Genomic DNA, 25,685 nt, shown 5'->3' on the forward strand with positions numbered 1-25,685 from the left:
CGATGAAGCCTTGACGCCGAGCCCCAAAACAATGACGCGGCCCATACGGTCCCCTCACCTGCGGGGACCGCGTGGGCCGCGTCATCTCGGCCACTACTCGCCGGTAGTCACTTGTGCGCTGATTCACACAGTCGGGCTCTCCCTGGAGGGATCACTGCTCTCCCTGAAGGGATCACACCGCCTGCGACGCCACGTACGCCCCGCGCTTCTCGACCGCCATCTGGAAGAGCCGCCCCGCGCGGTACGAGGAGCGGACCAGCGGCCCGGACATGACCCCGGAGAAGCCGATCTCCTCGGCCTCCTCCTTCAGCTCCACGAACTCCGCCGGCTTGGCCCAGCGCTCCACCGGGTGGTGCCGCGGCGTCGGGCGCAGGTACTGCGTGATCGTGATGAGCTCGCAGCCCGCGTCGTGCAGCGCGTGCAACGCCTCGCTGATCTCCTCGCGCTCCTCACCCATGCCGAGGATGAGGTTCGACTTGGTGACCAGGCCGGCCTCACGAGCGCGGGTGATGACCTCGAGCGAGCGCTCGAAGCGGAAGCCGGGGCGGATCCGCTTGAAGATGCGCGGCACGGTCTCCACGTTGTGCCCGAGGACCTCGGGGCGGGAGGAGAAGACCTCGGCCAGCTGGTCGGGGTCCGCGTTGAAGTCGGGGATGAGCAGCTCGACCTTGGTCTGGCCCTCCGCGCGGTCCGCCGTCATCGCGTGGATCTGGCGCACGGTCTCCGCGTACAGCCAGGCGCCGCCGTCCTCCAGGTCGTCGCGGGCGACGCCGGTGATCGTGGCGTAGTTCAGGTCCATCGTGACGACGGACTCGCCCACGCGGCGCGGCTCGTCGCGGTCCAGGGCCTGCGGCTTGCCCGTGTCGATCTGGCAGAAGTCGCAGCGCCGGGTGCACTGGTCGCCGCCGATGAGGAAGGTGGCCTCGCGGTCTTCCCAGCACTCGTAGATGTTGGGACAGCCCGCCTCCTGGCAGACCGTGTGCAGGCCCTCGCTCTTCACGAGGTTCTGCATCTTGGTGTACTCGGGGCCCATTTTCGCCCGGGTCTTGATCCACTCGGGCTTGCGCTCGATCGGGGTCTGGGCGTTCCGGACCTCAAGGCGCAGCATCTTGCGTCCGTCGGGTGCGACTGCGGACACATCGGCTCCCTGTAGCTTCGATTCTTCGGCGCACACCAGGGTACGCCCGTGATGTCGTTGGGCTTACGCTCGGCCAACCTCTGGCCGACGGGGTGCATTCCCCAGGGCCCCGGCTGATCCCAGCTGACCCCGGCTGACCCCGGCTGTCTAGGTGGTCGCCTTCTCGGCTTCCGGATTCGTAACCGTCTTCTCGGCTGTGTTCTCCGCGGTCTTCTCAACGGCCCGCGGCTTGAGTTCCGCGTTCTCGAGGACCTCCCGCAGGTGCTTCTCGGCGACAGGCAGGACGTCGGCGATCGTGACCTCGCGGCCCAGTTCGTACGAGAGCGACGTCACACCCGCGTCACGGATGCCGCACGGGATGATCTTGTCGAACCAGGTGTTGTCCGGGTTCACGTTGAGCGCGAAACCGTGCATCGTCACGCCCTTGGCCACGCGGATGCCGATGGCCGCGATCTTGCGGTCCTCACGGCGCTGGCCCGCGTTCGACGGGGCGTACTCCGGGCCGTTGAACCGAGCGTCGAACTCGTCGTCCTGCAGTCGCGGGTCGAGGTCGAGGCTCAGGCCGCCGAGCGCCGGGCGCTGCTCCACCGGGTCACCGAGGACCCATACGCCGCTTCGGCCCTCGACCCGGCTGGTCTCCAGGCCAAACTCCGCACACGTACGGATAAGTGCCTCTTCCAGGCGGCGCACATGTGCTACGACGTCCACCGGGCGCGGCAGCTTCTGGATCGGGTAGCCGACGAGCTGCCCGGGGCCGTGCCAAGTGATCTTGCCGCCGCGGTCGACGTCGACGACGGGAGTGCCGTCAAGCGGGCGTTCGCCGGCCTCGGTGCGGCGGCCCGCCGTGTAGACCGGCGGGTGCTCGAGCAGCAGACATGTGTCCGGGAGTTCGTCGGCGAAGCGGGCGGCGTGCACGCGGCGCTGCTCGTCCCAGGCTTCCTGGTACTCGACCGAGTCCGGGCCGAAGCCAAGACGGACGAACTGAAACTCACTCACGGCAAGTGCCTCCCTAGAACCTGCACCAGAACCTGCACCGTGCACATATCGCGCTCCCAGCCACCAAGCCACTGTACGGGCAGCGGATTCTCGTCAGTCCGCCGGTCAATCCTCACACGATCGGATGAATGCGGGTCGAAGGCCGCGATAAGGCCGGTGAGGGCCGCTACATTCACGCCGTTCACAGAGCCATAAGGGCTGCTCAAGGCAACGCCCGAAAGGCAGGAGACCGCACAGCTGATGACGGAACGACCTCCGCAGCGCACCCCCAACCGCCAGCTAGCCGCGCTCATCTCAGAAGCCGGTTTCTCCAATGCGGGGCTCGCGCGCCGCGTCGATCAGCTGGGGCTCGAGCACGGTCTCGATCTGCGGTACGACAAGACATCGGTGACCCGCTGGCTGCGCGGGCAGCAGCCACGCGGCACCACCCCCGCCCTCATCGCCGAGGTCTTCACACGGCGGTTAGGCCGCCGCCTCTCCGCACAGGATCTCGGGCTCGACGCGTGCGCGCCGGTGTACGCCGGGCTCGAGTTCGCGGCGAGCCCCGAGGAGGCCATCGACATCGTCGGCGGACTCTGGCGCAAGGACTCCGGAAGCCATGCCGAACTGCGGAAGATCGCGTTCACCCCGGCAGGGCTCGTAGTCCCCAGCAGGGACTGGCTGATCGGCCGTGCCGACGACCGGGTGGGACGCGGCGACCACGGACCGGGCGCCGCCCGCGTGCCCACGCAGGGCCGCCCGGCCATACCGCGCCAGCGCAAGGAACCCGAGCGCGGCGTCGGGGCGAAGGTGACCAGCGGCGACATCGCTGCCCTGCGCTCCGTCGGCGAACTCTTCCGCGCGCTCGACCACGCGTACGGCGGCGGCCACGCCAGGCAGGCCCTGGTCCGCTATCTGGAGCACGAGGCCGAGCCGATGCTGCGCGGCACGTACGGCGAGCAGGCCGGGCGGCGGCTCTTCGCCGCAGCCGCCGACCTCACCCGGCTCGCGGGCTGGACCTCGTACGACATCGCGGCGCACGGGCTCGCCCAGCGCTACTACGTCCAGGCGCTGCGCCTCTCGCAGGCGGCGGGCGACCGCGCGTACGGCTCGTACGTCCTGGTCACGATGAGCCGCCAGGCCGTCTATCTCGGACACGGCCGGGAGGCGGTGCAACTGGCGCGGGTGGCCCAGCAGGGCGTCGGCTCTTCGGCGCCGCCCGTCGTACAGGCCCTGCTGCACTCGGTCGAGGCGCGCGGGCACGGCGTGCTCGGCGAGGTGCGGGCGTGCACGGCTTCCATGGTGCGGGCCGAGCGTGCCCTGGAGACTGCGCGGCCCGGCGACGAAGTCCCGCACTGGGCGCGGTTCTTCGACGAGGCGCAGCTGGCGGACGAGTTCGGGCACTGCCACCGGGACCTCCAGCAGTACCGCGTGGCCGCCCAGCACGCGGAGCGCTCGCTCCAGCTGCGCGCCCCCGGGTACGCCCGCAGCCGCCTGTTCTGCCGCGTGGTGCTCGCCTCCGCGCGCCTGGGCCTCGGCGAGCTTGAGCAGGCCTGCCAGCTGGGCGCGGAGGCGGCGCAGGCGGCGGGGGAGATGCGGTCGGTGCGTGCGATCGAGTACGTACGCGAATTCGAGCGGCGGCTCGAGCCGTACCGGGACGCTGCGCCGGTGCGGGGGTATCGGGACCGGGTGGCGGCGCTGGGGTGAGGGCCTGCCCCGATTGGGCGCATGTGTAAGGGGCGGGCCTGCGCAGGCCCGCCCCTTACACATGGCTCAGCTCACGACATATGGCTCAGCGCAGGCGCGCGACCTTCTCCGGCGACAACGCCTCGTCCCACGTCATGAGTTCGTCCAGGTCGCCCCGCAGGCTCGCCTTCTCCGTGCCGATGGACCGCAGGGGCAGCGGAATCGACGCGTCTATGGTGCCGACCCGCTCCCCGTCGGCGTACAGAACGGTGTGGCCCGGCGAAGTCACCCAGGTCAGCCGCGTCCAGCGGTCGAGCGGCACCGTGTAGTCGAAGCTGTGGTCGGCCTTGCCGTACCGCGTGAATCCGACCTTCCCCGTGCCGTGCTGCATCAGTTTCAGGGCGCCTGCCTTCGAGCTGAGCAGCACCTGGTCATCGGTCCGCGCCGTGGGCTTCACCTGCACCGAGACCGTCCACGGCTCGGCGACGTCGAGACCGCCGAAGCCGACGCCGTCCCGGTCGGAGTCGAAGCGCCAGGCCTGGCCGTGCCCACTGTCCACGCCGTCGACGGGAGTCGGGTTGTTGATGATGTATGAGGTGCCGGGGAGGCCGCCCGCCACGTCCTCGGCGAAGAGCGTGTTGCCGGGGCTGCCCGCGTATGTCCAGCCGCTGGGGTAGGACGCGTCGTCGAACGTCCAGTGGTGGCTCGGGCGCCCCTCGACCCTCGGCGGTACGGGTGCGGGCGTCGTGCCCGGAGGGTCGCCGATGCGGGCGGTGCGGGCCCTGAAGTCGGTGAGGGTGTCCGGCGTCGTGGACTTGTTCCAGGTGCGGTCGGCGAGGATCGCGCGGGCGCCCGCCATGCTCTGCTCGAAGTAGCCGTCGTCGGCCCAGAAGTTGTAGTCGGCCCAGTTGGTGACGCCGGCGCCGAGCATGTCGGGGGCGGAACTCGGCGGCCAGCTGTCGTACATCCAGGACTCGTCCGGATACAGGTGGTGGTAGTTGTTCGGGGTGTCGTAGAACGGGCCGATGGCGATCTCGTCGTGGCCGGGGATCTCCGGCTCGGCGCCCGTGCCCTCCCAGGTGAGGAAGACGACCGGGTCGTGGACCTTCTGCTGGGGCGCGGAGAGGTGCTCGGAGCCGTTGTATACGGCCGTGCGCTTGCCGTGCGAAGCGACCACGTCGTCAAGGGTGTTGATGTAGCGGTTGAGGAGGTCGCCGAGCGTGGACACGTCGGGCGCGCTCGCCAGATAGTCCGTCACGCGGGGGCACTGGGCGAGCTGGCCGGGAACCTCCTCCGCGCCGATCGAGAACAGCGGCGCGTCGAACCAGCCCGCGAACTCGTCCACGATCTGCTTCGACTTCTCGATCGCCTTGTCGCTGGTCATGTCGATGATCCAGTCGGGCGTGAGGTGCGAGTGCGTGTGCGCGCCCGTGCAGGGATTCGTGCCGGACCCGAAGCCGATGCCGAACGCCTCACTGATCGCGGTGGCATGGCCGGGGAGCTCCAGGCCGGGCATCAACTGGACATGATGGCGGGCCGCGAAGGCCTTCAGATGCTCGATGTCGGCGCGGCTGTAGCTGTGGTCGGGGTCGGCGAGGCCCGGGAACTTCGGGCTGTAGAGGCGGAAGCCCTCCGACTCGGAGAGGTGCAGGAAGAGGGTGTTGAGCTTCTGGTCGCCCATCCTGCGGATCAGGTTCTCCAGGTAGGAGATCTTCCAGTACTTGCGGCCCGCGTCCAGGTGGACCATGCGGACGGCCTGCGCGGGGCGGTCGGTGGAGCGGGCGCGGGGGACGGCGCGATGGTCGTCGGCCGTGGCGCGCAGGAGCTGGAGGAGGGTGCGGGCGCCGTAGTAAAGGCCGTGGGTGGAGGCGGCTTCGACGCGGATCGGGCCCGCGCTGTCGAAGGTGTAGCCCTCGGCGCCGAGTTGGCCCTTGGCGGTGAGCCCGAGCGCGATGTCACCGTCGGCCGGCCGGCCCGTGTCGGGGGCGATCCGGGGTGTGATGCCGGTGACCTGCTTGATCTCCGTACGGAGCTGGGTGGCGAGCTCGCGTACGGATTGGTGGGCGGGGCCCGGGAGTTCGCCGCGGCCCGACGGGAGCTCGGCGGCCGATGCGGCGCGCGGGTCGATCAGGATGCGGGTGCGCTCGGTGAGCTTCGTACGGCCGTCGAGCGCGGTCCAGTCGGTGGGGCGGGGGACGACTGAGGGCACTTCGGGGGCGGTGGCTCCCGTGGTTCCGGCTGTTCCGGCTGTTCCGGTTGTTTCGGCGTGGGCGGTTGGCAATGCTAGACCTCCCATGAATAGGCCGAGGATGAGCGATACCGCCGGCATGGTGCGACGCACGTGAGTCCTCCCGCAGCTTGGCGATCCGGTGGGACCGTAGCTGTGGGATACCGGTGTGGCAAGGGGTGTTGCAGGGGGTGCGTGAGCTTCTGACGGTCGTACGGAGATGTCGTACGGAAGTGCCGTGCGGGAGAGGCGGATGGCCTATAGGTCGGATGGATCAGATGGGCGTGTCCGTCAGGCCACCAGCGGCAGGGGATACGCCCTGTACGCGGGATCCACGCCGAGGTCGGCGAGCGCGGCCCGCGCCGCGCGGCGGCCCGAGTACAGGGCCCCCTGCACCGTGCTGGTGTCCCGGTGGTCCCCGCACACGTAGAGCCCGGCGAGCAGGCGTACCGGGCGGCGCAGATCGTGCGGGGGCGGCATCGCGGGCACCGCCTCGCGCGTGTGGTGGACGGCGAGGGACTCCCAGCGGGCGGTCGATGTGCCGTACAACTCGCCGAGATGGGCGAGGACGGCGCGCTCGTCCGGCGGCGGGCCGAGGACCGTCGACGAGACGAGAGCGCGGCCCGCGGGCGCGCGTGAGGGGTCCACGTGGCTGATCACGGCCGTGTGCGCGACCGGACCCGAACGGTCGGCGTCGAGGAGCAGCGCGGCCTCGGCGAGCGGTGGCTCGGGGGCCGCGTGGTGCAGCACGGTCACCGGGTGGAAGGTCGGCACGCGCAGGCCGGGCAGCAGCTCGGCGGCGGCGCGGGCGTCGGTGGCGAGCAGGACGGCGCGGCAGCTCAGTTCGCCGTGGTCGGCGGTCGTGATCGAGGTGGTGGAGACGGCCGTGACGCGTACGCCGGTGCGCACCGTCCCCGGTGGCAGCGAGGCCGACAGGAGCTCGGGCAGCATCTCGGCGCCGCCCTCCGGCAGACACAGGCGGCCGCGTGCGAAGGCGTGCAGGGCGAGGTCCGCGCACCGGCTCGACGTCGTCAGGTTTGGGTCGCAGAGGAGTGCCGAAAGCAGTGGGCGCAGGAAGCCGTTGACGGTGCGCGAGGGCAGGCCGCGGGCGAAGAGGGCGTCCGCCGCGGGGAGTTCGGGGCGGGCCAGGAGGCGGTCGACGGGGGTTGCCGAGAGCCGGGCGAGTGCCGCGCCGAGACGGGCCTGGTCGAGGGCGCCGCCGAGGGGAGCGGCGCGGGACGCGGTCCGCGTGGCCCGCGGAACCCTGGGGGCGCTTGCGAGGGCGCGCGCAGCGCTGAGTGCGCCTCTTGCGCGCCGGGCGCTCGTGGGCTCGACGGAGCGATGGTGCCGACCGTCACTGTGCACCAGGATGCCGGGCACGAAGGGCCGCAGTACGAGTGCGTCGAGCCCCGGTGTGTTCCGCAGCTCGGGATAGGACGTGGTGAGCAGCTGTCCGATCCTGTCGAGCCGGAACCCGTCGACCTTCTCCGTCGACATGCGCCCACCGACGTAAGGGGCGGCCTCCAGGACGACGGTCGTTACACCAGCACTGGTCAGGCGGTGAGCGGCCGACAGTCCAGCGACCCCCGCTCCCACGATGACGACATCCGCATGGTGCGCAGGCTCTAGCACGTGCCCCTCCCGGAGGTTGCGCCGTTGCTGAGGACGTCATGCCCTCAACAAGGCCCCGGAATACCCGAGTTCCGCCCGAGAGTAGGAGTCGAAACGGTCAGCGGCAGTCGCGCATCGACCGGGCACGGTCGCACGACGGTCGCACACGCGAAGAAAGTGATCGGCCGAGGTGCTGCTCCCTGAGGTGTCGCCTGCCTCGACGCCGCTTACCGCAGGGCCGCGCGGATCGACTCCTCGATCCCCGGGAACGCGAACGAGAATCCCGACTCCAGGAGCCGGGTCGGAAGGACCCGCTGGCTGCCGAGCACGTCCCCGGCCATTTCGCCGAGTACGACGCGCAGCGCGGGCCTCGGCGCCGTGAAGAGCGTGGGCCGGTGCAGCACTCGCCCCATCGCGGCCGTCACCTCACGGTTGGTGAGCGGGTCGGGCGCCGTCAGATTGACCGGCCCCGACAGCTCCTCCGTGTCGAGGACGTGCCGCAGCGCGGCGACCGCGTCGTGCAGCGCGATATGGCTCCAGTACTGCCGGCCGTTGCCGAGGCGCCCGCCGAGCCCCGCCTTGAAGAGCGGGAACATCCGCCCCCAGGCCCCGCCCTCGCGCGCCACCACCAGGCCGTTGCGCGCGAAGACCGTGCGGATCCCCGCTTCCTGTGCCGCGGCCGCCGCACCCTCCCACTCCACGCACAGGGACGGCAGGAAGCCCTCTCCGGGAGGGGCGCTTTCGTCCACCGCGCGCTGACCGGTGTCTCCGTAGTAGCCGATCGCGCTCGCGCACAGGAACACCCGAGGCGGCTCGTCGAGCGAGGCGGCGGCCTCGGCGAGCGCCGCGGTGCCGAGCACCCTGCTGTCCCGGATCTCCTGCTTGTAGGCGGCTGTCCAGCGATGATCGCCGACGCCTGCTCCGGCCAGGTTGACGAGCGCGTCGCAGCCCGCGAGCCCCGCCACGTCGACGTACCCCTCCTTGGGGTCCCATCGCACCTCGTACTTCGTACGAGGTGCCCGGCGCACGAGCCGCACCACCTCGTGACCGTCGTCGGTGAGGGCGCGGGTCAGGGCCGTTCCGATGAGGCCGGAGGCACCGGCCACGGCGATACGGGACGGTCGCACGGGGGACGGTCGCACGGGCGGGGCTGACTGCTCGGGCTCGGTGGGCTCCATGACGCCATCCTGCCGCGAAAATCCGCCCAGAGGCGCCATGTGGCCGTCGTACAGTGACGCCCATGCCGGACACGCACATACGTACCGCTCTGCCGGACGACGAGGAAGCCCTCGGCCGCATCGACCGCGCCACCTGGTCCACGCTGCACGCGGTCCAGCCGGCCCCGCGGCCCCCGCACCCGCCGTTCTTCAGTGAACGCTTCGGCCCTCACGCCCACTTGGTCGCCGTGACGCACGGCGAAGTCGTCGGCTATATAAGGCTCGGTTTCCCCACCTCCCTCCTCGCCAACGCCCACGTACGCCAGATCCTGGGCTTCGCCGTCGCCGAGGGGGTGCGCGGCAAGGGCGTCGGCCGCCGCCTCGTCAGGGCCGCGGTGGACGAGGCCCGCCGTCAGGGCGCGCGGCGCATCACGCTGCGGGTGCTCGGCCACAACACTCCGGCGCGGACGCTCTACGAATCGGAGGGCTTCGTGGTCGAGGGGGTGCTGCCGGGGGAATTCTTGCTCGACGGCGTGTACGTGGACGATGTGCTCATGGGGCGCGTGCTCTGACAACCCTCCGTCCGGCCGGGACGCTCACGGGGCAGGCACCCGACGGACCGGCCCGGCGTGCGGTGGCCACGCGCGCGTAGGAGCGTGAGAAGGGCGGCTGGAAGGAGCGAACCGATGTTCAGGACCGCTGCTGCCAGTCGGCGGGACCGCGTGGAGCCGGGCTGGCTGCGCGGCGCGCCGCCGCCCCACTGGGTGCGCTGGCCCCCACCGGTGCTCCTGGTCGTGCTCTGCGTCATCCAGCTGTCCACTCCGGAGACGGTCGACCTCAGCTTCCTGCTCGCCGCCGTGCCGCCGCTCGCCGCGCTCTCGTACGGCGCCTCCGCCACGGCCCTCTTCGGCGGCACCGTGATCATGCTGCTCTCCCTGCCTGAGTTCGAGCTCGGCCGCCCCGGGAACAGCGATCTCCTGACCATCACCTTCGTGTCACTGCTCAGCATCGTGTTCGCCTGGGTACGCGGCCGGCGCGACGCCCAGCTCGTCACCGTCCGCACGGTCGCGGAGGCCGCCCAGTTCGCCGTCCTGCCGCCGCTGCCGGAGCGCGTGGGCCCGGTGCGCTGCGCGGGCCTCTATCGCGCGGCACAGCGCGGGACACTGGTCGGCGGCGACCTCTTCGACGTACGCAAGGGCCCCTGTGGCGTGCGGGCACTGGTCGGCGATGTGCAGGGACACGGGCTCGCGGCCGTGGGCACGGTCGCCGCGCTGCTCGGTGCCTTCCGGGAGGCGGTGCTCGACCAGCCCGACCTGGAGGGGGTCGCAGCCCGGCTCGACCGTCGTCTGGTGATCGACTCCGAGCAGGCCGAGCACACCGAACTGTTCGCCACCGCCATGCTCCTCGAGTTCCGGGGCGACGCTCCGGAGCTGCGGCTCGTCTCCTGCGGTCACCCGCCCCCGTTCCTGCTGCGCGGCGGGACCGTCGAGGAGCTCGCCGTGGCTCCGGGCGCCCCGCTGGGTCTGGGGATCGCCGACATCGCCACGCCCGACGAGGTGACCGTGGACCTGAAGCCCGGCGACCGGCTCCTGGTGGTGACCGACGGGGTGACCGAGGCGCGGGACGCGTCCGGCGCCTTCTACCCGCTGGCCGAGCGCCTGTCGCTGCTCCCCGCCGACGTACTGGACGACCCGGCGGTGCTGACGTCCGCGATCTGGAGGGATCTGATGCGGTTCTGCGGAGGGGTCGGGGACGACGTGGCACTGCTGGCGTTCTCGCTGGAGCCGGTGCTGGAGCAAGGGCCTATGGCGGGGCTGGAGCAGCGCTAGCCGTACGTCACCGCGCCGGGCGCCCGGTGTCCAGCAGCCGCAGCCCGCCCGCCAGCTCACGCAGGCAGCGCACCGCCAGGGCGGCAGGGGAGCCGGGGCCGTCGGTGGGCGCGTCGGTCGTGGCCCAGGTCTCCAGGGCGAGGCGGATGGCGTCCGTGGCGGCAGCCGCCGCCAGCCGTACGTCCAGCGCGTCGGCGCCGTCCCCGGCAAGGCGGGCGAGCACGGGGACGAGCTGCTCCTCCGACTCCTGGTTCACGCGGTACCAGACGGCGCGCAGCGCCGGATCGTCCTGTGCGGCGCGCAGGAGGCCCCGGGTCCGCTCCATGGCCTCGGCCGCACGGTCGTCCGCCGCCGTGAGGGCGTCCGCGATGGACTGCTCCAGGGCGGTCGGCACTCCGGCTGCCGGGTCGAGCTCCGCCAGGTGGGCACGCCACTCGTCCGCGCCGCCCGCCAGGAGCGGCGCGACCGCGTCCTGCTTGTTGCGGAAGTACCGGTAGAAGGTGCGCAGCGCCACTCCGGCCCGGCCCGCGATCTCTTCGGCGGTGGTGCCGTCAGGGCCGCGCTCCGCGAAGAGCTCGGCTGCGGCGCGGGCGATGTCGAGCTGCGTGGCCGCTTTGCGGCGCTCGGTCAGCGATGGCTGCGACGAAGGCTGCGACGGCGGCTGCGGGGGCTGCGAAGGCCGCGGCGGTTGGGTGCTCACCCCCGCAGCCTACGCGCGTTTCTCACCCTGATACATGAATTGCCTGCCTGGCAAAACGTGCCAGGCGGGCGTACATTGAAATCAGACCGGAAAGGCCGGGTCCATGGGCGGACCCGGGAGCCCGGAGTTGATCGGAGGCATTTCATGAACCGCTACGCAGACCGTCGTGCACTCATCACCGGCGGTGGCTCGGGCATCGGGCAGGCCGCCGTCCTTCGGATCCTCGAGGAGGGCGGCAAGGTCGTGGCCGCCGACGTCAGCGAGGCGGGCTTGAAGGACACCCTCGAGAAGGCGGGCGCCGCGGCCGACCGCCTCACCACCCTCGTGGTCGACATCTCCGACGAGACCTCGGTGCGCGAGGGCGTCGCCGCCGCGGTGACCGCGCTCGGCGGCCTGGACGTCCTGGTGAACGCGGCGGGCGTCCTGCGCTCCTCGCACACGCACGAGACCAGCCTCGATTCCTTCAACCGCGTCATCCAGGTCAACCTGGTCGGCACATTCCTGATGATCCGCGAGGCGATCCCGGCCCTGCTCGAAGGCGATGACGCCGCCGTCATCAACTTCAGCTCCACCTCCGCGATGTTCGCCCACCCGTACATGGCGGCGTACGCGGCCAGCAAGGGCGGCATCCAGTCCATGACACACGCGCTGGCCTCCGAGTACGGCAAGCAGGGCATCCGCTTCAACTCCGTCCAGCCCGGCTCCATATCCAGCGGCATGACCGACGGCAGCGGCGCCAGCAAGCAGAGCGTGGGCCCCGGCCTGCCCGAGGACGCCGACATGAGCCTGTTCGTGAAGCTGGCCCCCGCCATCGGTCAGGGCTTCGCGGGACCGGAGTCCGTGGCCTCCGTGGTCGCGATGCTGGGCTCGCAGGACGGCAAGTTCATCACCGGCACGGAGGTCCGGGTCGACGGCGGCACCCACTTCTGACAGATGGCGACGGTCGCGACGGCTGCGACGGCTGCGGCAACTCGGCGCCCCGGAGCGTCAGATCAGGCACTTCGGGGCCGCCCGGTCGCGTCGGGTTCGCCACCCGGAGCAACCGAGCCGACTGCGTCCACGCACCCGTGGCAGGGCGGGTGAATGGCGACTGGCAGAGTGGGCGAATGACGACGAACCGCAGGTATCCAGCCGATCTCACGCCGTGGCGGGACACCACCGCGGCCCACGGAGATCTCATTGCGGCGAAGGAGCTCGTCTACGACCCCTGCGGGTTCACTGGCTCGCAGCCTGTGCCCGAAGCAGAGGGTGCCGCTTACGCCGCTCACGAGTTCACTCTTGACGGCCTCTCCGTCCGGTTCCGCGCAGCCAAGACGACCCCCACCAAGGTCGGCCAGTTCGTCACCGTCTGGAAGAGGTCTCCGGACGGGCCCATCCAGCCCTTCGACGCCACGGACCCCATCGACCTCGTTGTCGTCAGTGCCCGCGATCATGACAGTGCCCGCGATCATGACCACTTCGGTCAGTTCGTCTTCCCCCTGGACGCGCTCCGTGAGCACGGTGTCGTATCCGTAAACGGATCCGGTGGGAAACGCGCCTTCCGTGTCTACCCGCCCTGGGTGATCACCACGAACCGCCAGGCCGGCAGCGCGCAGGCATGGCAGGTGGACTTCTTCCTGGACCTGCACCAGGAAGGGCCCATCGGCCTGGCTGCCCGCGCCCGAGAGCTCTACCACCCGACACGCGATCGCTGATCGTCTACGACGACCACTCGTCCGCCAAATGGCGGCCCATGGATCGCGTGCGGCGGGGATGGGCCGGAGGGTCGGACCATGCGTGTCTTCCGTGGAGTGTCCGCGACGCGCGTGCCGGTGGTGGTGCGTGCGGTGGGGGCGCGCGTGGCAGCCACGACCTGGGGTGGTCGTGCCGCCCGCGCCGCCCGTGTGGTGCTGTGCTGCGTGCCCGGTGTCGCGGCCGTGGGGATTCTGCTGATGTGCGCGGTGTTCGTGGGACCCGGAGCGGCGGGAAAATCGGGCGACGGTCCGGTGCGCAGGGTGGTAGGCCATGCGGCGGCGCAGCCGCGGATCGTGCCGCGCGCCGAGTGGCTGGGCGGTGAGGTGCCTCATCAGCCGCCCGCCCGGTATGCCGACCGGGTCCACGCGGTGTTCGTGCACCACACGGACTCGCCGAACGGCTACGACTGCGCGGACGTCCCACGCCTCATCCACTATCTCTACGCCGGTCAGACGGAGGGCAGGCAGTGGGACGACATCGGTTACAACTTCCTCGTCGACCGCTGCGGGACCATCTACGAGGGGCGTGCGGGCGGCATCGATCGAGCCGTGATGGGGGCGCACACGCAGGGCTTCAATCAGGGGTCGGTGGGGATAGCGGCGATCGGGACGTTCACGGCCGGGACGCCTGTTCCTCGGGCGATGACCGATGCGGTGGCGGCACTGGCCGCGTGGAAGCTCGGCCTTTCGGACGTGGACCCGCGTGCCACGGTGCGGATGGTGTCGACGAACAGCCTCAGCAAGTACCGGGCGGGGACGAGCGGCCAGTTCAGCGCGGTGTCCGGACACAACGACGGCTACTACACGCAGTGCCCGGGTGCGGCGCTGACCGCCGCGCTCCCCAGGATCCGGGAGGAGGCGGCACGGCTACAGAGGCGGTAGGTGGTAGGTGGTAACAGGAGCCGAAGGATGGGGGCGGTCCCTCACTTGCCCCCTCAGTCGCTCAGTCAGCCGACCCCTCAGTCGACCCCGCCGAACCGCTCCCAGAGCTGGGGATAGCGCTGGGCCAGCGTCGACTGGTTCTCGAAGTCGAGCGGCGTTCCCGCCGGTTCCGCGGGGGCGGGTGCGATGCCGAGGGCGGGGGTGACGACGCCGGTGAGCTGTTCGTAGGCCTCGTCGGCGGCGTAGCCCAGCTCCTCGCCGTCGCCGTCGATCTCCTCGTCGAAGTCCTCGAGGAGGTCCGCGAGCGAGTCGGGGTCGTGCAGGGCGCCCTCGAAGACCTCCCGGCCCTGGCCGATCAGCCAGCAGCGGAAGTAGTCGAAGGCGTCGTCGCTGGCACCGTCGAGGAGGATCCAGGCCGCGCCCCAAAGATCCCAGCGGTACGCGCGGTTGTAGCGGGCCTCGAAGTGACGGGCGAAGTCGAGCACCATGTCGGGCTCGAGCTCGAGCAGTCTCTCGGTGAGCAGGTCGGCGTGGTCCTCGGGGTCGCCCTCGGCGGCCACGCGGGTGCGGTCCACGATCTCCCAGAACTCCGTCTCGTCCATCACGGGACAAGCATCGGTCCTGAGGGGTGGGTACGCACGCGGAGTGCGGCGGATGCGGCTGTGTCGTTATGCGTGCACATGCCCATGGAAAACCCGACAGCAGATGTCGGCATTGGGTGGCAGCCTCGGAGGCATGGACAGCACGCCAGAACTTTCGTCGGAGAACTCGCACGCACTGACCGGAAAGGTCGCCCTCGTCGCCGGTGCCACCCGTGGCGCGGGCCGGGCCATGGCCGTGGAGCTCGGCCGCGCCGGAGCCACCGTCTACGCGACGGGGCGGACGACCCGCGGGCACAGCAGCGAGGTGGGCCGAACCACCGAGACCATCGAGGAGACCGCGGAGCTGATCACCGCCGCAGGCAGGGAAGCAGGCGGAACAGGCGGAACAGGCGGAACAGGAACAGGCGGAACAGGAACAGGCACCGGAATCGCCGTACCCACCGATCATCTCGAGCCCGAGCAGGTCGAGGCCCTCGTCGAGCGGATCGACCGGGAGCAGGGCCGTCTGGACATTCTGGTCAACGACATCTGGGGCGGCGACGTCCACGTCGAGTGGGACAAGAAGATGTGGGAGCACGACCTCGACAAGGGGCTGCGCCTCATGCGCCTCGGCATCGAGACCCACATCGTCACCAGCCGGTACGCGCTGCCCCTGCTCATCAAGAACCCCGGCGGCCTGGTCGTCGAGGTCACGGACGGTACGGACGAGTACAACAACCACAACTACCGCAAGCCCTTCTACTACGACCTGACCAAGGCAGCCCCCCTGCGGATGGCGCGCAACCTCGCCGAGGAGATCGAGGAGTACGGCTGCACGGCGCTCTGTCTGAGCCCCGGCTGGCTGCGCTCCGAGGCGATGCTCGACACCTACTTCAAGGTCACCGAGGAGAATTGGCTCGACGGCCGCGAGCAGAACCCGCACTTCGCGATCTCCGAGACCCCGACGTTCGTGGGCCGGGCCCTCGTCGCGCTCGCCTCCGACCCCGAAGTGGCCCGGTGGAACGGCAAGTCGCTCTCCAGCGGCGGCCTCGCCAAGGAGTACGGCTTCACGGACGTGGACGGTTCGGCGCCCGACGCCTGGCGCTACATCACGGAGGTCGACCAGGAGAGCAAGGAGGCGGACGTCACCGGCTACCGCTAGCGGCATCATGGGGACATGCGCGCTGCACGCCTCATCAAGATGGTGCTTCTGCTCCAGGCCAGGCCCTCCATGACCGCCGCGGAGCTCGCGGGCGAGCTCGAAGTGTCCGAGCGGACCATCACGCGGGACGCACAGGCCCTTTCGGAGGCGGGAGTCCCGGTCTACGCGGACCGCGGGCGGACCGGCGGCTACCGCCTCATCGGCGGCTACCGGACCCGCCTCACCGGCCTCGGACGCAGCGAGGCGGAGGCACTGTTCCTGTCCGGTGTGCCCGGCGCACTGCGGGAGATGGGCCTGGAGGACGCCTCGTCCGCGGCCCGCCTGAAGGTGTCGGCGGCCTTGATGCCCTCCCTGCGCGACGCGTCGCAGAGCGCGTCGCAGCGGTTTCATCTGGACGCACCGGGGTGGTTCAGGGACATTCCGGCGCCGGAGCTGTTGCCTCCGTTGGCGGACGCGGTGTGGGACGACCGCCGCGTCACCGCCCGCTACCGGCGCCAGGACGACGAGGTGGAGCGGGAGTTGGAGCCCTACGGACTCGTGCTCAAGGCGGGCGTCTGGTACCTGTGCGCGCGGGTGCAGGGTATGCCGGACACGGGCTCGTTCCGCGTCTACCGCATCGACAGGTTCACCGCGATCGCCGCCGGTGAGGCCCGCTTCGTACGCGACGAGGAGTTCGATCTGCCGGGCTTCTGGGACGAGCGGGCCGCGCAGTTCGCGAGGGCGATCCTGCGCTCCGAGGTCGTGCTCCGCCTCTCCGGGCCGGGCGTAAGACAGCTTCCGTACGCCATCGATGTCGTGTCCGTACGTGAGGCACTCGAGAGCGCGAGCGAGCCGGACGCGGAGGGCTGGGTGACGGTCACCTTGCCGGTGGAGAACGAGGAGATCGCGTACACCCAGCTCATGTCCCTGGGCCCAGAGGCAGAGGTCCTGGCCCCGGCAACGCTGAGGGAGCGTTTCGCAGCGGCGGCAACGCACATGGCCAGCCGCTACGAGTAGCCGAAAGCGGGCCCCCGCCACCCAGGCAGGGACCCGCTCTCACATCAAGCACATCAGGCACATCAGGCCGAAGGTCTACAGACCGTACTTGGCCCGAGCCTCCTTCACCGCCGCGGCGGGCACCTCACCGCGACGGGCAAGCTGCGCGAGCGCGGCCACGACGATCGACTCGGCGTCGATGCCGAAGTGGCGACGCGCCGCATCACGCGTGTCCGAGAGCCCGAACCCGTCCGCGCCGAGCGACGAGTAGTCCTGCTCGACCCACTGCGCGATCTGGTCGGGAACCTGCCGCATGTAGTCGGAGACGGCAAGCACGGGACCCTGCGCACCTTCAAGCGCGCTCCGCACGTACGGAGTCCGCTCCTCGCCGCGCAGGATCGCCTCGTCCGCGTCGAGGGCGTCGCGCCGCAGCTCGGTCCAGGAGGTCGCGGACCACACGTCGGCGGCCACACCCCACTCCTCGGCGAGCATCTTCTGCGCGGAGAGGGTCCAGTGGATGGCCGTACCCGAACCGATCAGCTGGATGCGCGAGGCGTTCGCGGCGGGGGAGTGACCCGCCGTCTCGGCCGTGTTGAAGCGGTACAGACCGCGCACGATGCCCTCGTCCACACCCGCGGGCTTCGCGGGCTGCGGCATCGGCTCGTTGTAGACGGTGAGGTAGTAGAAGACGTTCTGGTCCTCACCGGGGGCCGCCTCGCCGTACATCCGGCGCAGACCGTCCTTGACGATCGTCGCGACCTCGTAGGCGAACGCCGGGTCGTACGACATGGCGGCGGGGTTCGTCGCGGCGATCACCGGCGAGTGGCCGTCCGCGTGCTGGAGACCCTCACCCGTCAGCGTCGTACGACCGGCGGTGGCGCCGACGAGGAAGCCGCGGCCGAGCTGGTCGCCGAGCTGCCACATCTGGTCGGCGGTCCGCTGCCAGCCGAACATCGAGTAGAAGATGTAGAAGGGGATCATCGCCTCGCCGTGCGTCGCGTACGACGACGAAGCGGCGATGAAGTCCGCCATGGAACCGGCCTCGGTGATCCCCTCGTTGAGGATCTGGCCGTCCTTGGCTTCCTTGTAGTACATCAGCTGGTCGCGGTCGACCGGCTCGTACGTCTGACCCTTGGGCGAGTAGATGCCGAGCGACGGGAAGAGCGACTCCATGCCGAAGGTGCGCGCCTCGTCGGGGACGATCGGCACCCAGCGCTTGCCGGTCTCCTTGTCCCGTACGAGATCCTTGACCAGGCGTACGAACGCCATGGTCGTCGCCATCGACTGGCTGCCGGAGCCCTTGTCGAACGCGGCGAACGACTTGTCGGCCGGGGCGGGCAGCGGGGAGAGGGGCTGCGTGCGACGGGCCGGGGCAGGACCGCCGAGGGCGGCACGGCGCTCCTGGAGGTAGCGGACCTCGGGGGAGTCGGCACCCGGGTGGCCGTAGGGCACCTGGCCGTCGATGAACTGGCTGTCGGAGATCGGCAGCTCAAGGAGGTCACGCATGTCCTTGAACTCGTCCACCGAGAGCTTCTTCATCTGGTGGTTGGCGTTCTTGGACTCGAAGCCCTTGCCGAGCGTGAAGCCCTTGACCGTCTGCGCGAGGATCACGGTAGGCGCGCCCTTGTGGGTCACCGCCGCACGGTAGGCCGCGTAGACCTTGCGGGCCTCGTGGCCGCCGCGCGAGAGGTGGAAACACTCGCTGATCTTGTCGTCGCTCAGCAGCTGGCCGAGGGCGACGAGCGCGGGCTCGGCGCCGAAGAAGTGCTCGCGGATGTACGTGGCGTCGCGGGTCGCGTACGTCTGGAACTGCGCGTCCGGCACCTCACGCAGGCGGCGGACGAGGGCGCCCGTGGTGTCGAGCTTGAACAGCTCGTCCCAGGCGTTGCCCCACAGGACCTTGATGACGTTCCAGCCCGCACCGCGGAACTGGGCCTCCAGCTCCTGCACCACGCGGAAGTTGGCGCGGACGGGGCCGTCGAGGCGCTGGAGGTTGCAGTTGATGACGTACGTGAGGTTGTCGAGACCCTCACGCGCGGCGAGCGCGAGGGCTGCCGTCGACTCGGGCTCGTCCATCTCGCCGTCACCGAGGAACGCCCACACGTGCGAGGCGGAGACGTCCTTGATGTTGCGGTTGGTGAGGTACCGGTTGAACCGGGCCTGGTAGATCGCCGACAGCGGGCCGAGGCCCATCGATACGGTCGGGAACTCCCACAGCCAGGGCAGGCGGCGCGGGTGCGGGTAGGAGGGGAGGCCGTCGCCGCCCGACTCGCGGCGGAAGTTGTCGAGCTGCGCCTCGTTCAGACGGCCGTCGAGGAAGGCGCGGGCGTAGATGCCGGGGGAGGCGTGGCCCTGGATGTACAGCTGGTCGCCGGAGCCGTCCCCCTCCTTGCCCTGGAAGAAGTGGTTGAAGCCGGTCTCGTACAGCCAGGCGGCGGAGGCGAAGGTGGCGATGTGGCCACCGACGCCGTACTTGCTGCCCCGGGTCACCATCGCGGCCGCGTTCCAGCGGTTCCACGCGGCGATCCGCTGTTCCATCGCCTCGTCGCCCTCGACCGCGGGCTCGGCGGAGGTGGGGATGGTGTTGACGTAGTCGGTCTCAAGGAGCTTGGGCAGCGCCAGGCCCGCGCCCTCGGCGCGCTCCAGCGTGCGCCGCATCAGATATGCGGCTCGGTGCGGCCCGGCCGCCTGGGTAACGGCGTCCAGGGAGGCCTGCCATTCGGCGGTCTCCTCGGGGTCGCGGTCCGGGAGCTGGTCGAGCTCGCTCGGCTGGATTGCGGAGGGGTCGGTCATGTCGCCGCCTTCCTGAGTCGGAGGGGGTCCCCTGTTCGGTAAGGGGTGGGGTTGCCCTAGGTCTTTGGCAGGACAGGGCGCGAGGCTCGGGTGAGAGCCCGTCGAAGACTGTAACTCCGTGATCGATGATCGATCAAAGGGTTGAAGGCGAAAACTCCTCAATATCAAGAAAGTAGGCATCCGGTGCCAGTAAGGCGGGCACGCGGTGCCTTCGATTCAAAGGGTCCGTGCAGGCATCTGTGCAGGTGAGAGCACGTATGAGCGCCTTCACGCTCCTACGGTGTCCGGGGTTCAGATGGTGCTCAGCGAGTGTCAGGCGCGCGGTGCGCAGCCCAGCACATGGGCCTTCACCAGCTCCGCGATCGCCGGATCCCGCCGCCGGAAAGCGGAGACCAGAGCCTCGTGCTCCTCCGCGTACGACTGCTGAACCGTCCCGAGCCACCGGATCGAAAGGGCGGTGAAGACCTCGATGCCGAGCCCTTCCCACGTGTGAAGGAGCACGGAGTTGTTCGCGGCCCGCACCAACTCCCGGTGGAAGCCCACCGTGTGCCGCACCTGGGAGGTCCCGTCGGAGGCCCGGTCGGCTTCGTACAGGGCCGCCACATGGGGTTCGAGGGCCGAGCAGTCCTCGGCCAGGCTCGCGGCCGCGAGCTCGGCGGCGATCGCTTCCAGGCCCGCACGGACGGGATAGCTCTCCTCGAGATCCGCCGCCGTCAGATTCCGCACCCGTACGCCCTTGTTGGGTGCGGACTCGATGAGCCGCAGCGTCTCCAGCTCCCGCAGGGCTTCGCGGACGGGAGTCTGCGAGACCTCCAGCTCAACGGCGATCCGCCGCTCCACGATCCGCTCGCCCGGCTGCCAGCGCCCGCTGACGATTCCCTCCACGATGTGCTCGCGGATCTGTTCGCGCAGCGAGTGAACAACGGGCGCGGTCATGTGGGCTCCTCCGGCGGGGGCAGCGCCCCAGGGCGTGGTGACCCCTAGACAATACGGCGACGCCCCCGTCCGGAAACCTCCGGACGGGGGCGTACGCGCTGATGAGACGAGTCTTACAGCCCTACGGGCCGAAGAACCGCGGCAGAACTACAGGCCGAGCTCGACCTCGAACTCGCCGGCCTCCAGGATCGCCTTGACCGTGGTCAGGTAGCGGGCGGCGTCCGCGCCGTCCACCAGACGGTGGTCGTAGGAGAGCGAGAGGTACGTCATGTGGCGGACGGCGATGGTCTCGCCGAGCTCCGGGTGGTCGATGACGACCGGACGCTTCACCGTGGCACCGATGCCCAGGATCGCGGCCTGGTTCGGCGGCACGATGACCGTGTCGAACAGGGCACCGCGCGAACCGGTGTTGGAGACCGTGAAGGTGGCGCCGGACATGTCGTCCGGGGTGAGGCCACCGCCACGGGCCTTGCCCGCGAGCTCGGCGGTCTTCTTGGAGATACCGGCGATGTTCAGGTCGCCCGCACCCTTGATGACCGGCGTCATCAGACCCTTCTCGGCGTCAACGGCGATGCCGATGTTCTCCGAGTCGAAGTACGTGATGGTGCCTTCGTCGTCGTTGATCCGGGCGTTGACGACCGGGTGGGCCTTCAGCGCCTGGGCGGCGGCCTTGACGAAGAACGGCATCGGGGACAGCTTGACGCCCTCACGGGCGGCGAAGGCGTCCTTGGCCTTGTTGCGCAGCTTCATCAGCTTCGTGATGTCGACCTCGAGGACCGAGGTCAGCTGGGCCTGCGAGTGCAGCGCCTTCATCATGTTGTCGCCGATGACCTTGCGCATACGGGTCATCTTGACCGTCTGACCGCGCAGCGGGGACACCTCGAGGGCCGGGGCCTTCGAGGCGGCCGGGGCGGCAGCGGCGGGAGCCGGGGTGGCCTTCGCGGCCTCGGCGGCGGCGACGACGTCCTGCTTGCGGATGCGGCCACCGACGCCGGTGCCCTTGACGGACGCCAGGCTCACGCCGTGCTCGTTCGCGAGCTTGCGCACGAGCGGCGTGACGTACGCGCCCTCGTCCTCGGCAGCGGCCGGGGCAGCCGGAGCGACCGGAGCGACCGGAGCCGGAGCGGACGGCGCGACCGGGGCGGGCGCGGCCGGAGCAGCCGGAGCCGGAGCCGGAGCGGCGGGAGCAGCCGGGGCAGCAGGCGCGGCCGGGGCCGGAGCAGCGGCCGGAGCAGCGGGGGCGGCCGGAGCCGCAGCCGCCGGAGCGGCACCAGCGGCGCCGACGACGGCGAGCCTGGCGCCGACCTCGGCGGTCTCGTCCTCGCCCACGACGATCTCGAGCAGCACGCCCGCGACCGGGGAGGGGATCTCGGTGTCGACCTTGTCGGTCGAGACCTCGAGCAGCGGCTCGTCCTCGGCGACCTCGTCGCCGACGGCCTTCAGCCACCGGGTGACGGTGCCTTCGGTGACCGACTCACCGAGGGCGGGCAGCGTGACGTCGGTGCCGGAGGCGCCACCGGCCGGGGCTGCCGGAGCGGCAGGGGCCTCGGCGGCGGGAGCCGGAGCCGCGGGGGCTTCGGCAGCCGGGGCCGGAGCCTCGGCCTGCGCGGGCTCGGCGGCCGGGGCGGACTCGGCAGCGGGCGCACCGCTGCCGTCGTCGATGACGGCCAGCTCGGCGCCGACCTCGACGGTCTCGTCCTCGGCGACCTTGATGGAGGCCAGGATGCCGGCGGCAGGGGAGGGGATCTCGGTGTCGACCTTGTCGGTCGAGACCTCGAGCAACGGCTCGTCGGCCTCGACGCGCTCGCCCTCGGCCTTCAGCCAACGGGTGACAGTGCCCTCAGTGACGCTCTCGCCGAGCGCCGGAAGGGATACGGAAACCGCCATGGTTTCAGTTGCTCCTTACGAAAATTGCGGAAGTCTAGGTCGTCGCGCCCGTGTGACTGAAAGGTCAGTCGTGGGAGTGCAGAGGCTTACCCGCGAGGGCCAGGTGAGCCTCGCCCATCGCCTCGTTCTGCGTCGGGTGGGCGTGGATGAGCTGGGCGACCTCTGCGGGCAGCGCCTCCCAGTTGTAGATCAGCTGCGCTTCGCCGACCTGCTCGCCCATGCGGTCGCCGACCATGTGGACGCCGACCACGGCACCGTCCTTGACCTGGACGAGCTTGATCTCGCCCGCGGTCTTGAGGATCTTGCTCTTGCCGTTGCCCGCCAGGCTGTACTTGAGGGCGACGACCTTGTCCGCGCCGTAGATCTCCTTGGCCTTGGCCTCGGTGATGCCCACGGAGGCGACCTCGGGGTGGCAGTACGTCACCTTCGGCACGCCGTCGTAGTCGATCGGGACGGTCTTGAGACCGGCCAGGCGCTCCGCCACCAGGATGCCCTCGGCGAAGCCGACGTGCGCGAGCTGGAGGGTCGGCACCAGGTCGCCCACGGCCGAGACGGTCGGGACGTTGGTCTGCATGTACTCGTCGACCAGGACATAGCCGCGGTCCATCGCGACGCCCTGCTCCTCGTAGCCGAGACCGGCGGAGACCGGGCCGCGGCCGATGGCGACCAGAAGCACCTCGGCGTCGAAGGTCTTGCCGTCGGCGAGGGTCACGCGGACGCCGTCCTGCGTGTACTCGGCCTTCTCGAAGAAGGTGCCGAGGTTGAACTTGATGCCGCGCTTGCGGAACGCGCGCTCAAGAAGCTTGGAGCTGTTCTCGTCCTCGACGGGCACAAGGTGCTTGAGGCCCTCGACGACGGTCACCTCGGCTCCGAAGGACTTCCACGCCGAGGCGAACTCGACGCCGATGACGCCGCCGCCCAGGATGATCGCGGACTTCGGGACGCGGTCCAGGACCAGCGCGTGGTCCGAGGAGATGATGCGGTTGCCGTCGATCTCCAGGCCCGGCAGCGACTTCGGCACGGAGCCGGTCGCGAGAAGCACGTGGCGGCCCTGGACACGCTGGCCGTTCACATCCACCGAGGTCGGGGACGAAAGCTTGCCCTCGCCCTCGATGTACGTCACCTTGCGCGAGGCGATGAGTCCTTGCAGGCCCTTGTAGAGGCCCGAGATCACGTCGTCCTTGTACTTGTGGACGGCCGCCATGTCGATGCCCTCGAAGGTGGCCTTCACGCCGAACTGGTCGGCTTCGCGTGCCTGGTCGGCGATCTCACCGGCGTGCAGCAGCGCCTTCGTCGGGATGCAGCCGTTGTGCAGGCAGGTGCCGCCGACCTTGCCCTTTTCGATCAGGGCGACGTCGAGGCCCAGCTGCGACGCGCGCAGTGCCGCGGCGTAACCGCCGCTACCGCCGCCGAGGATCACTAGGTCGAAAACGGTGCTGGCGTCGTTCGCCACGTCACGTCCTCCATGCATGTGCGCCGTACGCCGGACCGCTCTTCCCGGTGGGACGCGGTCGGTCGGCTGGTATTCGGCCGCTCTTGTTTCGGCCCTGTGGTGGGGGCCCTGTCCTGCCGAGAACCCATCTTCGCACTTGTCGGCGACAGGTGGGACGGCGGGCCGGGCTGTGAGACGTCTGATTCGCCACGTCCGGGGGATACGACCCCGTACGAACATACGTATTTCGTCGAGGGCGAAATCGGTCGGGGCCCGGACATCTGGACGTCCGGGCCCCGACTTCACGTACGGCGGATCAGCCGAGGTCGCCCGCGGCCGTGCGCTCCGCGAGGCGGACCAGGGTGCGGACCGCGGTGCCGGTGCCGCCCTTGGGCGTGTAACCGAACGCGCCGCCCTCGTTGTAGGCCGGGCCCGCGATGTCCAGGTGCGCCCAGGTGATGCCCTCGCCGACGAACTCCTTCAGGAAGAGGCCGGCCACCAGACCGCCGCCCATGCGCTCGCCCATGTTGGCGATGTCGGCGGTGGGGGAGTCCATGCCCTTCATCAGGTGCTCGGGCAGCGGCATCGGCCAGGAGTCCTCGCCCGCCTCCAGGGAGACGTCGTGGATCGCGGCGCGGAACGCGTCGTCGTTGGCCATGATGCCGAAGGTGCGGCTGCCGAGCGCCATCATCATCGCGCCGGTCAGCGTGGCGACGTCGACGATCGCGTCGGGCTCGTCCTCGGAGGCCTTGGCGATCGCGTCGGCCAGGACGAGACGGCCCTCGGCGTCCGTGTTGAGCACCTCGACGGTCTTGCCGCTGTACATCCGCAGGACGTCGCCGGGGCGGGTCGCGGAGCCGGACGGCATGTTCTCGGCGAGTGCGAGCCAGCCGGTGACGTTCACCTCGAGGCCGAGGCGCGCGGCGGAGACGACGGCGGCGAAGACGGCCGCGGCACCGGCCATGTCGCACTTCATCGTCTCGTTGTGCCCTGCGGGCTTGAGCGAGATGCCGCCCGAGTCGTACGTGATGCCCTTGCCGACGAAGGCGAGGTGCTTCTTCGCCTTGGACGACGTGTACGAGAGCTTCACCAGGCGCGGCGGGGCGTCCGAGCCGACGCCGACGCCGAGGATGCCGCCGAAGCCGCCCTTGGCGAGCGCCTTCTCGTCCAGGACCTGGACCTTGATGCCGTGCTCCTTGGCGGCCGCGGTGGCGACCGCGGCGAAGGCCTCGGGGTTCAGGTCGTTCGGCGGGGTGTTGATGAGGTCGCGGGCGCGGTTGAGCTCCTCGGACACGGCGGTGGCGCGCTCGACTGCGGCCTTGAACGCCTTGTCGCGGGGCTTGCCGCCCAGGAGGGCGATCTCGGCGAGCGGACCCTTGGCGTCCTTGCCGTTCTTGCCCTCCTTCCCCTTCGCGGAGCCGTTGTCCTTGTAGGCGTCGAAGGAGTACGCGCCGAGCAGGGCGCCCTCGGCGATCGCGCCGGTGTCATCGGCGTCCTCGGAGGGGAGCGCGAACCCGGCCTTCTTCGCGCCGGTCAGGGCGCGCGCGGCGGTGCCGGCGGCGCGGCGCAGGGCGTCCGTGCCGTACGTCTCGTCCTTCTCCGGCACCGAGCCGAGACCGACCGCGAGGACGACGGGCGCCTTGAAGCCGGAGGGCGCGGGCAGCTTGGTCACTTCGCCCTCGCCGCCCGTGGCGCCGAGGGTCTCCAGGACGGAGGCGAGCTTGCCGTCGAACGCCTTGTCCACGGCTTCGGCGCCCGGAGCGACGACCGGCCCCTTGGCGCCCTTGGCGACGCCGACGACGATCGCGTCGGCACGCAGGCCGGACGCGGCGGCGGTGCTGAGAGTCAGAGCAGTCACGGTGGTGAATTCTCGCTTCCGTTGAGTTCTTCGGCCGATGGGGTGGGTCGACCGGCCCGGCGCCAGCCTAGAACGGGCCGGAAGGGCGCCGAACATGAGCCTACGCGCGTCGCGCCCATTCGA

Annotated in this window: 20 protein-coding genes; 8 read left to right on the forward strand and 12 right to left on the reverse strand. The window is 70.4% G+C overall.

The window, feature by feature from the left end; genetic code table 11:
- Positions 1 to 172: 172 nt before the first annotated feature.
- Positions 173 to 1,138 carry a lipoyl synthase gene (locus ACGFSB_RS13925; RefSeq protein ID WP_393398184.1) on the reverse strand — a complete coding sequence of 322 codons (966 nt, stop codon included), beginning with the start codon at positions 1,136 to 1,138 and terminating at the stop codon, positions 173 to 175.
- A gap of 147 nt (positions 1,139 to 1,285) precedes the next feature.
- Positions 1,286 to 2,134 (reverse strand): lipoyl(octanoyl) transferase LipB, encoded by an 849-nt coding sequence (gene lipB / locus ACGFSB_RS13930; RefSeq protein ID WP_393398186.1) that lies wholly within the window; start codon positions 2,132 to 2,134, stop codon positions 1,286 to 1,288.
- A 240-nt stretch (positions 2,135 to 2,374) separates the two neighbouring features.
- Here lipB and ACGFSB_RS13935 point away from each other — a divergent pair, with 240 nt between their 5' ends.
- Positions 2,375 to 3,820 (forward strand): regulator, encoded by a 1,446-nt coding sequence (locus ACGFSB_RS13935; protein WP_393398188.1) that lies wholly within the window; start codon positions 2,375 to 2,377, stop codon positions 3,818 to 3,820.
- Positions 3,821 to 3,905: 85 nt separating this feature from the next.
- On the opposite strand, the gene ACGFSB_RS13940 is transcribed toward ACGFSB_RS13935, so the two are convergent.
- From ACGFSB_RS13940 to ACGFSB_RS13950, 3 genes are all read right to left on the reverse strand, one after another.
- Positions 3,906 to 6,008, reverse strand: coding sequence for a family 20 glycosylhydrolase (locus tag ACGFSB_RS13940; protein WP_393398190.1), 2,103 nt, complete (start codon positions 6,006 to 6,008; stop codon positions 3,906 to 3,908).
- Positions 6,009 to 6,317: 309 nt separating this feature from the next.
- On the reverse strand, positions 6,318 to 7,658 hold the full coding sequence (locus ACGFSB_RS13945) for an NAD(P)/FAD-dependent oxidoreductase (protein WP_393398192.1): 1,341 nt from the start codon (positions 7,656 to 7,658) through the stop codon (positions 6,318 to 6,320).
- Between the two features lie 206 nt (positions 7,659 to 7,864).
- The gene (locus ACGFSB_RS13950; RefSeq protein WP_393399013.1) at positions 7,865 to 8,764 is read right to left on the reverse strand and encodes a TIGR01777 family oxidoreductase; all 900 of its coding nucleotides are present in this window, start codon (positions 8,762 to 8,764) and stop codon (positions 7,865 to 7,867) included.
- A gap of 113 nt (positions 8,765 to 8,877) precedes the next feature.
- On the opposite strand from ACGFSB_RS13950, the gene ACGFSB_RS13955 reads away from it, so the two are divergent.
- Positions 8,878 to 9,366 (forward strand): GNAT family N-acetyltransferase, encoded by a 489-nt coding sequence (locus ACGFSB_RS13955; RefSeq protein ID WP_393398194.1) that lies wholly within the window; start codon positions 8,878 to 8,880, stop codon positions 9,364 to 9,366.
- Between the two features lie 114 nt (positions 9,367 to 9,480).
- Positions 9,481 to 10,623: a PP2C family protein-serine/threonine phosphatase gene (locus ACGFSB_RS13960; protein WP_393398196.1), complete on the forward strand. Its 1,143-nt coding sequence runs from the start codon at positions 9,481 to 9,483 to the stop codon at positions 10,621 to 10,623.
- A gap of 7 nt (positions 10,624 to 10,630) precedes the next feature.
- On the opposite strand, the gene ACGFSB_RS13965 is transcribed toward ACGFSB_RS13960, so the two are convergent.
- A complete protein-coding gene (locus tag ACGFSB_RS13965) occupies positions 10,631 to 11,323 on the reverse strand; it encodes a TetR family transcriptional regulator (protein WP_393398198.1) in 693 nt (230 codons plus the stop codon).
- A 144-nt stretch (positions 11,324 to 11,467) separates the two neighbouring features.
- Between ACGFSB_RS13965 and ACGFSB_RS13970 the strand changes: the two genes are divergently transcribed.
- The 3 genes from ACGFSB_RS13970 to ACGFSB_RS13980 all read left to right on the forward strand — a co-directional run bounded on the left by ACGFSB_RS13970 (position 11,468) and on the right by ACGFSB_RS13980 (position 13,938).
- A complete protein-coding gene (locus ACGFSB_RS13970; RefSeq protein ID WP_393398200.1) occupies positions 11,468 to 12,253 on the forward strand; it encodes an SDR family NAD(P)-dependent oxidoreductase in 786 nt (261 codons plus the stop codon).
- A 176-nt stretch (positions 12,254 to 12,429) separates the two neighbouring features.
- Positions 12,430 to 13,017 (forward strand): MepB family protein, encoded by a 588-nt coding sequence (locus ACGFSB_RS13975; protein WP_393398202.1) that lies wholly within the window; start codon positions 12,430 to 12,432, stop codon positions 13,015 to 13,017.
- A 78-nt stretch (positions 13,018 to 13,095) separates the two neighbouring features.
- Positions 13,096 to 13,938, forward strand: coding sequence for a peptidoglycan recognition protein (locus ACGFSB_RS13980; protein WP_393398204.1), 843 nt, complete (start codon positions 13,096 to 13,098; stop codon positions 13,936 to 13,938).
- Positions 13,939 to 14,015: 77 nt separating this feature from the next.
- Here the strand turns inward: ACGFSB_RS13980 and ACGFSB_RS13985 are convergent, their stop codons facing one another.
- Positions 14,016 to 14,540, reverse strand: a complete 525-nt coding sequence (locus tag ACGFSB_RS13985) for a DUF4240 domain-containing protein (RefSeq protein WP_393399016.1) — start codon at positions 14,538 to 14,540, stop codon at positions 14,016 to 14,018.
- Between the two features lie 133 nt (positions 14,541 to 14,673).
- Between ACGFSB_RS13985 and ACGFSB_RS13990 the strand changes: the two genes are divergently transcribed.
- Complete coding sequence (locus ACGFSB_RS13990) at positions 14,674 to 15,681, forward strand: SDR family oxidoreductase (RefSeq protein WP_393398206.1); 1,008 nt, start codon at positions 14,674 to 14,676, stop codon at positions 15,679 to 15,681.
- 15 nt (positions 15,682 to 15,696) lie between these two features.
- Positions 15,697 to 16,677 (forward strand): helix-turn-helix transcriptional regulator, encoded by a 981-nt coding sequence (locus ACGFSB_RS13995; protein WP_393398208.1) that lies wholly within the window; start codon positions 15,697 to 15,699, stop codon positions 16,675 to 16,677.
- Positions 16,678 to 16,752: 75 nt separating this feature from the next.
- On the opposite strand, the gene aceE is transcribed toward ACGFSB_RS13995, so the two are convergent.
- From aceE to ACGFSB_RS14020, 5 genes are all read right to left on the reverse strand, one after another.
- Positions 16,753 to 19,449, reverse strand: a complete 2,697-nt coding sequence (gene aceE, locus ACGFSB_RS14000; RefSeq protein ID WP_393398210.1) for a pyruvate dehydrogenase (acetyl-transferring), homodimeric type — start codon at positions 19,447 to 19,449, stop codon at positions 16,753 to 16,755.
- A gap of 312 nt (positions 19,450 to 19,761) precedes the next feature.
- A complete protein-coding gene (locus ACGFSB_RS14005; protein ID WP_393398212.1) occupies positions 19,762 to 20,385 on the reverse strand; it encodes a GntR family transcriptional regulator in 624 nt (207 codons plus the stop codon).
- Between the two features lie 147 nt (positions 20,386 to 20,532).
- Positions 20,533 to 22,272 (reverse strand): 2-oxoglutarate dehydrogenase, E2 component, dihydrolipoamide succinyltransferase, encoded by a 1,740-nt coding sequence (gene sucB / locus ACGFSB_RS14010; RefSeq protein ID WP_393398214.1) that lies wholly within the window; start codon positions 22,270 to 22,272, stop codon positions 20,533 to 20,535.
- A gap of 64 nt (positions 22,273 to 22,336) precedes the next feature.
- The gene (gene lpdA / locus ACGFSB_RS14015; RefSeq protein WP_393398216.1) at positions 22,337 to 23,725 is read right to left on the reverse strand and encodes a dihydrolipoyl dehydrogenase; all 1,389 of its coding nucleotides are present in this window, start codon (positions 23,723 to 23,725) and stop codon (positions 22,337 to 22,339) included.
- A 295-nt stretch (positions 23,726 to 24,020) separates the two neighbouring features.
- Positions 24,021 to 25,562, reverse strand: coding sequence for a leucyl aminopeptidase (locus ACGFSB_RS14020; RefSeq protein WP_393398218.1), 1,542 nt, complete (start codon positions 25,560 to 25,562; stop codon positions 24,021 to 24,023).
- Positions 25,563 to 25,685: the final 123 nt, after the last annotated feature.

It is taken from the genome of Streptomyces sp. NPDC048441 (assembly GCF_043200235.1).
Taxonomy (GTDB): domain Bacteria; phylum Actinomycetota; class Actinomycetes; order Streptomycetales; family Streptomycetaceae; genus Streptomyces.